The 8,382-nt window shown below is 62.8% G+C and carries 9 protein-coding genes; 2 read left to right on the top strand and 7 right to left on the bottom strand.

Translation table 11 applies throughout. The features are described from left to right. The 6 genes from VGP39_RS08620 to VGP39_RS08595 all read right to left on the bottom strand — a co-directional run. Positions 1–626, bottom strand: a 626-nt coding sequence (locus VGP39_RS08620) for an ABC transporter ATP-binding protein (RefSeq protein WP_327567684.1), incomplete at its 3' end; no start/stop codon positions are given. A gap of 12 nt (positions 627–638) precedes the next feature. Beyond that, a complete protein-coding gene (locus tag VGP39_RS08615) occupies positions 639–1,616 on the bottom strand; it encodes an ABC transporter substrate-binding protein (protein ID WP_327567683.1) in 978 nt (325 codons plus the stop codon). A gap of 70 nt (positions 1,617–1,686) precedes the next feature. Further along, positions 1,687–2,496, bottom strand: coding sequence for an ABC transporter permease (locus VGP39_RS08610; protein WP_327567682.1), 810 nt, complete (start codon positions 2,494–2,496; stop codon positions 1,687–1,689). A 131-nt stretch (positions 2,497–2,627) separates the two neighbouring features. After that, positions 2,628–3,341 carry a TetR/AcrR family transcriptional regulator gene (locus tag VGP39_RS08605; protein ID WP_327567681.1) on the bottom strand — a complete coding sequence of 238 codons (714 nt, stop codon included), beginning with the start codon at positions 3,339–3,341 and terminating at the stop codon, positions 2,628–2,630. Between the two features lie 201 nt (positions 3,342–3,542). Continuing rightward, positions 3,543–4,388 carry a VOC family protein gene (locus VGP39_RS08600; RefSeq protein ID WP_327567680.1) on the bottom strand — a complete coding sequence of 282 codons (846 nt, stop codon included), beginning with the start codon at positions 4,386–4,388 and terminating at the stop codon, positions 3,543–3,545. Next, the gene (locus VGP39_RS08595; protein WP_327567679.1) at positions 4,385–5,644 is read right to left on the bottom strand and encodes a Glu/Leu/Phe/Val dehydrogenase; all 1,260 of its coding nucleotides are present in this window, start codon (positions 5,642–5,644) and stop codon (positions 4,385–4,387) included. Before VGP39_RS08595 ends, VGP39_RS08600 begins: the two co-directional genes overlap by 4 nt. 198 nt (positions 5,645–5,842) lie before the next feature. On the opposite strand from VGP39_RS08595, the gene VGP39_RS08590 reads away from it, so the two are divergent. Beyond that, complete coding sequence (locus tag VGP39_RS08590; protein ID WP_327567678.1) at positions 5,843–6,736, top strand: sugar kinase; 894 nt, start codon at positions 5,843–5,845, stop codon at positions 6,734–6,736. A gap of 17 nt (positions 6,737–6,753) precedes the next feature. After that, complete coding sequence (locus tag VGP39_RS08585; RefSeq protein ID WP_327567677.1) at positions 6,754–7,695, top strand: ribokinase; 942 nt, start codon at positions 6,754–6,756, stop codon at positions 7,693–7,695. Between the two features lie 111 nt (positions 7,696–7,806). Here the strand turns inward: VGP39_RS08585 and VGP39_RS08580 are convergent. Next, on the bottom strand, positions 7,807–8,382 hold a 576-nt coding region (locus VGP39_RS08580), incomplete at its 5' end, for a TRAP transporter large permease subunit (protein WP_327567676.1).

Here is an 8,382-nt window from a genome sequence, read left to right as displayed (position 1 = left end):
CCGGTCTCGCGCTGGATGCGCTGCAGCTCGACATTCATGCGCTCGCGCGTCATGGCGTCGAGCGCGCCGAACGGCTCGTCCATCAGCATGATTTTCGGGTCGTGCACCAGCGCCCGGCAGATCGAGGCGCGCTGCTGCATGCCGCCCGAGAGTTGCCAGGGCAGCTTTTTCTCGAATCCTTGGAGGCCGACCATTTTCAGCAGCGCCATCGCGCGCGGCAGATATTTTTCACGCGACAGTTTTTTCATGTCGATCGGCAACATCACATTGCCGAGAATATTGCGCCACGGCAGCAGCAGCGAATTCTGGAACACGATACCGACATTGCCGTGCGGTTTTGTCACCTTCTCGCCTTCCACCAGGATTTCGCCGGACGAAGGCGGCAGCAGCCCGGAGATCATCTTCAGCAGCGTGGATTTTCCGCAGCCGGACGGGCCGACCACGACAAAGAACTCGCCCTCGTTGATGTGAAAGTCCAGCGGCCGCAGCGACGGCACATCGCCGTCGCGCGCCCGGTAGGTTTTGGACACGCCGGAGATGCGAATCCCAGGCGCGCCGGCAGCCGCGTCCGACACTACGCGCAGATGCGCGCTGGTTCTGGTCATGCCGGTCGTCGCTGCGCTCATTCGGCTCAAGCCTTATTTCGGCAGATAATCGTTGGTGTAAAACGCCTTCGGATTATCCTTGGCCTTGGCTTCGAGGCCGCCGAACTCGACCATCAAATTGACGCTGTCGGTCATGTTGGCATCGGTGACCTGGAACGGCCGCTTGCCCTTGGTTTCCGGGGTCCGGTACAGCGGAATCGTCAGTTCGAAGCCTTGCGTCAGCGTATCGATCTTGCCGCCCTTCGGGTTGGCGTCGAGGATCGACTGCGCCGCACCCTTCGGGTCCTTCTCCGCGGCTTCGATGGCCTTGGTGGTCGCCGACATGAAGCGTTTTGTGATTTCGTCGTTGGCCCGGAGATATTCGGTGTTGGCGATGATGCCGGAAGAGACCATGTTGATGCCGTAGTCGGCGAACTTGATCGGGTAGACGTCCTTGCCGGTGGCGTCCTTGATCTTCATCGACTGGTCCATGACGTAGCCGAGCAGCAGATCGGCCTGACCGTTGATGACGGCATTGAGCTTGGTCTGGCCGTCACCGGCCACCGTGGTGAAATCGCCCTCCTTGAGGCCGGTCTTCTTCAAAAACAGCGGCCAGATCTGCGTCATGGAATCCGCGGGCGTAATCGCCACCGTCTTGCCCTTGATGTCCTCGGGCTTGCGGATGTTCTTCTCGACGAAACCCATCGCCGACATCGGGCTGGTCTGCAGCAACACGCCGGTGGAGATGACCGGCGCGCCCTTGATGGCGGCGCGCATCATGGTGGGCACGTCGACATAGCCGAAATTGGCGGTCTTGGCGGCGACGGCCTGGGTGGTGGCCGCGGAACCGCGGCCTTCCTGGATTTCGAGATCGATATTTTCGGCGGCATAGATGCCCTTGGCCTTGCCGTAATAGAACGGCGCGTGCTCGCCATAGACGTACCAGTTCAGCATCAGCACGACCTTGTCGGCCGCCGACGCCGGCGCCGCCGCGAGCATCGCCCACGCCAGCACCGCCAAGAACCCTGTCATCAATCGCACCATGTTCATCCTCCCTTTGGTGTTTGTGCAGCCCTTTGCGAGCCGCTTTTTTTTCCTTCGCCTACGCGGCGAAGATAAGATCCTCGCGCTGGCTGACATGCCAGGGAATCACAAGGCGCTCGATCCGGTCGACGATCCAGAACAGCACCACGCCGAGCAGCGCCAGGATCACCAGCGCGGCGAACATGGTCGGCAGGTCGAAGGTGCCGATCGAGCGCTGCAGCACATAGCCGATGCCGGAATTGGAGCCCACGAATTCGCCCACCACGGCGCCGACGACCGCCAGCGTCACCGAGACTTTCAGCCCTGAGAAAATCGCCGGCATCGCATGCGGCAGGTTGACGGCGAGGAAAACCTTTGCGCGGCTGCCCTGCATCGCGCGCACCAGATCGACCATGTCGGGATCGACCGACTTGAAACCCTGCACCGCCGAGACCACTACCGGAAAGAATCCGAGCAGGAACGCCGAGATCACCTTCGGGATGATGCCAAAGCCGAACCAGACCACGAACAGCGGCGCGATCGCGATCTTCGGCACCGACTGCGAGAACACCAGCAGCGGATAGACATAACTTTCGACGGTCTTCGATCCCGCGATCAGCATCGCGACGGGAATGCCGAACACCGCCGACAGCAGGAATCCGCAGATGGTAGCATAGGTGGTCGGCCAGGCCTGCCGCATCAGTTCCGGCCAATCGTTCCACAACACCACGACGACGTCCCCCGGCGCCGGGATCTGATAGGGCGGGATCTTGAACAGCCGGATCGTCAGATCCCAGGCGACCACAATGAAGAGCAGGAACAAAAACGGCCGAATCCACACCGCGTTCAGCGCTTTCGATACGCTTCCGGGGTTTTGGGCTTCGGCCACGTTTCGCTCCCTGTTGGGTCGACAATTAACCCGTTGGATAAATACTGTCCAGACTTTTTGAGGCGTCAAATCGGCGCGGGTTTTCACGTCATGCCCGGGCTTGTCCCGGACATCCACGTCTTCGTCGGCGGTTAAGACGTGGATGGCCGGGACAAGCCCGGCCATGACGCCGCAACTTGTCGTTTCCCGAACGCCGCCGCCGATTTTCCCGTCAACGCCGCCAGAACCAGCGCCACCATGTGGTCGAGCCGCTCGTCGCGGGCTTCCTTTTTCAAGAGGTCGCGGCCGAAGATCACGCTCAGGGTGGCGCTGTTCGAGAGATAAAAAAAGCACAGCGCGGCGATCGAAATGTAGAGCTGCACCGGGTCCATCGCGACCTGGAAATCGCCGCGCGCGACGCCGCGCGTCACCACGGTGCGGATCATCTCGACGAACGGCGAATGCATCGATTTCACCTTGGTCGAGCGCTTGAGATGCTTTGCCTTGGCGAGGTTTTCGGTGTTGAGCAGCGCTAGGAATTCCGGATTGCGGATGAAATAATTCCAGGTGAATCCGATCAGCGTTTCGATCGCCTGCGGCGGATTGAGATGCTCGAGATCGAGGCCGCGCTCCTCGACGCGAATTTTTTCGTAGGCGCCTTCCAACACCGCGAGATACAGGTCTTCCTTGTTGCCGACGTGGTAATACAGCATGCGCTTGTTGGCGCCCGCCTCCGCCGCGATGCGGTCGACCCGCGCGCCGGCCAGGCCATGGGCTGCGAATTCCTGCTTTGCGGCCTCGAGAATGCGCAAGCGCATGCCCTCGGGGTCGCGCTGCCACTTCAGGGTTCGTTTTGCCTTGGCCAAGTCGAGCGATCCTCTCCGCGTCATGGCCGGGCTCGTCCCGGCCATCCACGTTTTGCAGCATTACAGCATGAAAAGTAGCTACGCCGCGAATCCGGACTGAACGACCTTAGCCAACGATTGCGACCTAAAGACGTGGATGGCCGGGACATAGGCGAGCGGAAGCGACGCCGTCCTTCGGACGGCTATGCCCGGCCATGACGGCTACATCGCCCGCGGCGTCCGCTCCACCAGCAGCGTGGGGATGCCGCAGGTGCCGCTGCGCACCGTGAGCACGCGGGTGCCGGGCTGGCGGCCGGTGCGCACATCGGAAACGTCTAACCCCGCCAATGCGAGCCGCGCCCGCGTCGCATCGGCATCCGCGACCCGCCAGCTCAGGCCATACAGCCTGTCGTGCGCGGGATCAGCGCCAGGTCCCGGGCGCTGCACGGTTTCAACAATCAAATCGCCGCAGCGGAAGAACATCAGGCGGCCCCAGTCCGGATGCGAACGGTCCAGCGCCATGTCGAGCCCGAGCCGCGCGCCGTAGAGCGCCGCGGCGCGCTCGGGATCGCCGGTGGAAATCACCACATGATCGATCGCAACGACCGGCGCTTGCGCACTCGCAGCCGAGCGCGGGCGCTCGCCTGCCAGCTCCAGAAAAAACAGCCGTACGCCGCGTGTGGCCTTGGTCGATGCACGAGTCCGCTTCCATGACAATGTTGCACCAGTTGCCGTATCGCGGCTTTCGGCATCGGTAATCGGCTCCGGATTCATCATCAGCCGATCCAGCCGGCGATGCATCCGCGCGATATCGCTTGTGCGAAAGCAGATGCTCGCCAGCCCCTCGCCCTGCTCTGCGAGGGCAGCCCGAATCCGATCGGCGGCCAAGCCATCGCCAACCGGGGCCATCAGCTCCAGCGTCATGTTGTCCAGCGTGAACAGCACGGTTTCCGCGCCATCGCCTGTACTGCGCCACGCCGGCGCGCGCGCCAGCAGCAATTGATACGTCGCGACACCGGCTTCGATATCGCCGACCAGGATGACGACGTGATCGAGCCCGGTGATCACGGAAACAATCCGCGCGTGGTCTTCGCCGCCCGCACCTTTTCCACGCCGATCGCCATCGCGGCGGTGCGATGCGAAATCCCGTCGGTCTTCGCGCGCGCCGCCATCGTGTCGAAGGCGCGATCGAGGATCTGGTATTCGCGCCGCATCACCTCTTCCTCCTCCCAGAACAGCTGCTGCAGGTCCTGCACCCATTCGAAATAGCTGACCACCACGCCGCCGGAATTGCACAAGATATCCGGGATCAGGAAAATTTCGTCCCGACGCTTCTCCAGCACCAGGTCGGCCTCCGGCGTGGTCGGGCCGTTGGCGCCTTCGGCCAGCACGCGGCATTTCAGGTTTTCGGCCGTTTGCGCGTCGATCACGCGCTCCATCGCCGCCGGCACCAGCACGTCGCAGGGCAGCGTCAGAACGGTGGCAGGATCGCATGCCAGCTGGTTGGAATATCCGGCCAAGCTGCCGTGCTCGCCGGTGTGCTGCATCAAGCCGGGGATATCGAGGCCATCGGCATCGTAAAGCGCGCCGGTGTGATCGCTCACCGCAATCACCTTCAAGCCGAAACTCTGCAGCTCCAGCGCAGCGTAGGAGCCGACATTGCCAAAACCCTGAATGACGGCGGTAGCGTTGTTCAAATTGATGGAGAGCTGGTTCATCACCCGCTTGGCGAGATGCGCGACGCCGCGACCGGTCGCTTCGCGCCGCCCCAGCGTGCCGCCCGAGCTGACGGGTTTTCCGGTAACGATCTCGGTGACCGTGCGTCCCTGGTACATCGAATAAGTATCCATGAACCACGCCATCACCTGCTCGTTGGTGCCCATGTCCGGCGCCATCACGTCGGTGTGGGGTCCGACGAAGGGGATCATCTCCTGCATGTAGCGGCGCGACAGCGCCTCAAGCTCCCGTTTGGAAATTGTCGAAAGATCGACGTTGATGCCGCCCTTGGCGCCGCCATAGGGCAGCCCGACCAGCGCGCATTTCCAGCTCATCCAGATCGCCAGCGCCGCGACCTCGCCGATGTCGACGCTGGGCGCAAAGCGGGTGCCGCCCTTGGTGGGCCCGAGCGTGAGATGGTGCTGGACGCGGTAGCCCTCGAACACCGCGATCGAGCCGTCGTCGCGATGGATCGGGCAGGAAACGGTGATGGCGCGTTTGGGCAGCAGCAGCCGGTCACGCTCGTCCATGGGGATCGACAGATGATCGGCGATGACGCCGAACTGGTTCACCGCCATGTCGAACACCGGACCGGAATAGACCGTCATCGTTGCCCCTCCCTTTGCATTGTAGCAGCCGCTGCGGCGGTTCTGCGGCGATATTGACCAAGGTCGTAGTCCTGCCACACGCTTATCTCAAGCAATACCGGCGGCACCTTGCGAATAATTTCAGCGAAACTCTGGCGATAGTCAGTGCTAATGTGGCGGCGCCAGCCGGAACCACCCCTCAAGTCAACGGAACGCTTGATGCAAGCCCTCTTCATCGGACAGACCTATATCGACGTTACCTTCATCACCGACCACATGCCGACCGGCGACGAGAAGCACGTGGCCTCGGCCTATGCGGTGTCGTTCGGCGGCAATGCGGTCACCGCCGCGTTCTGCTGCGCCAAGCTCGGGATCGTGCCGGACCTGATCGCAACCGTCGCCAACGACTGGCTGGGGCGGATGTTTCAGGACATGAGCGCGAAATACGGAATCTCGATCCATCCCCGCAAGGTCAATTCCTCGTCGCTGTCCTTCATCATGCCGAAGGACGGCAAGCGCGCCATCGTGCGTTGCCGCGACGACGAGCACATCCATCCGTTCCCGATGCTGAATCTGAAGGGCTGCCGCGCGCTGCATGTCGACGGCCATCAGCCCGATGCGGCGATTCACTATGCAAAGCTGTGCCGCGAGGCCGGCATCCTCACCTCGCTCGACGGCGGGGGCCTGCGGACCAACACCCACGAGCTGCTCGAATTCATCGACGTCGCCATCGTCGCCGAGCGGCTGTGCGAGCAGATGGACAAGACGCCGGAGGCGATGCTGGACTACCTGAAAAGCCGCGGCTGCCGGGTCGGCGGCGTCACCCTGGGCGAGCGCGGGCTGCTCTGGTATGACGAAACCGGCGTGGTGCGCGCGCTGCCCGCGCTGTCCATCGCGCCCGCCCGCGTGCTCGACACCAACGGCGCCGGCGACGTGTTTCATGGCGCCTATGTCTATTCCTATCTCAGCAATCCCGAAAAAGCCTGGCAGGATCATTTTGCGTTCGCGCGCGCGGCCTCGACCTACAAGATTCAACGGCTCGGCAACGAGGCTGGGCTGCCGACGCTGCCCGACATCGAAGCCGTGCGGCGGGAGTTTGAGGTCCCGGCGTAATTTTTCAGGAACAAATTATGCGCCGCGTGTTCGTTGCCGGCAGCATCAACATGGATGTGGTGGCGACGGCCGATCGGCATCCGCGGCTGGGCGAAACCGTGGCCGGGCGTGCGATGCTGTATTTTCCCGGCGGCAAAGGCGCCAACCAGGCGGTTGCGGCGACGAAGCTGGGCGCTGCGACGACACTGATCGGACGCGTCGGCAACGATGCGTTTGGCCGCGATCTCAGGACATTTCTGGCCGCGCAAGACATCGACCTGGCATTCGTGCTGGACACGCCTGAAGCGCATACCGGGACGGCCATCATCACCGTCGCCAATGCCGACAACACCATCGTCGTCATTCCCGGCGCGAATGCTTTGGTGAGCGCGGCTGACGTGACCATGGCGTTGCCTGCGAGAGGCGATGTCGCGGTCAGCCAGTTCGAGATTCCCCTGCCCGCGACTGGCGCTTTCTTTAAACACGCCCGCGCCGTAGGCGCGACCACGATTCTCAATCCGGCGCCCGCGCTGCCGTTCGACCGGGAATTGCTCGATCTGGTCGATATCCTCATTCTCAACGAAACCGAACTCGGCTTGCTGGCCAGGACCGAGCTTCGCGATAGCGACGATCACACCCGCTTCATCGAGGCGGCGCGATCCGTTCAGTCTGGCACCGACAAGAGCATCTGCGTGACACTCGGCAAGCGAGGCGTGGTGGCGCTGGTCGATGGCGAGCCGTTGATCATTCCCGGGCGCACCGTCAAGGCGCTCGACGCCACCGGCGCCGGCGATTGTTTCGTCGGCGCCGTGGCGGCGCAGCTTGCAAGTGGCCAGCCGATTCGCGATGCGTTCGGCTACGCCAACATCGCCGCCTCGATTTGCGTGCAGCGCATGGGCGCGGCGCGGTCGATGCCGGCGGCGTCAGAGGTGGAGGCTTCACTTCATCCTCCCCTGGAGAGGGAGGGTCGCCGCGAATGAAATTCGCGGCGGGGTAGGGTGAAGTGTTGATCCGCAGCTTCATCCCACCCCGTCTCACATCTCGCTTTGCTCGATGTGAGCCGACCCTCCCCCTTCAGGGAGGGTAAGAAGCTACTTCAGCATCCCCATCGTCCGCGGCAGCCACAGCGTCAGCTCGGGAATCAGCGTGATCGCGATCAGCGACATCAGCAGCGGAATCAGCCACGGCAGGATCGCCATGGTGGTACGCTCGATCGACAGCTTTGCGATCCGCGACAGCACGAACAGCACCATGCCCAGCGGCGGGTGCAGCAGCCCGATCATCAGATTGAGCGTCATCACCACGCCGAAATGCACGGGGTGGATACCAACCTTGAGGAGGATCGGCATCAATACCGGCACCAGAATGCTGATCGAGGCAATCGGCTCGAGAAAGCAGCCGACGATCAGCAGCAGCACGTTGATCAGCAGCAGGATGATGTATTTGTTGTCGGTCAGTTGCAGCAGGGCTTCGGCCCCTGCTTCCGTCAACCGGGTCGTGGTCAACACCCAGCCGAACAGCGAAGCCGCCGCGACGATCAAGAGCACGCCCGCGGTGGTCTCGATGGTGTCCATCGAGACCTTGTAGAACTGCTTGAGCGACAGCGAGCGATAAAGGAACACGCCCAGGATCAGCGCCCAGGCGCAGGCGGCAATCGCAGCCTCCGT

This window comes from Bradyrhizobium sp. (genome assembly GCF_036009065.1).
Lineage (GTDB): Bacteria > Pseudomonadota > Alphaproteobacteria > Rhizobiales > Xanthobacteraceae > Bradyrhizobium.
Note: the sequence above shows the minus strand (reverse complement) of the source record. Positions and strands in the feature narration are given on the sequence as shown.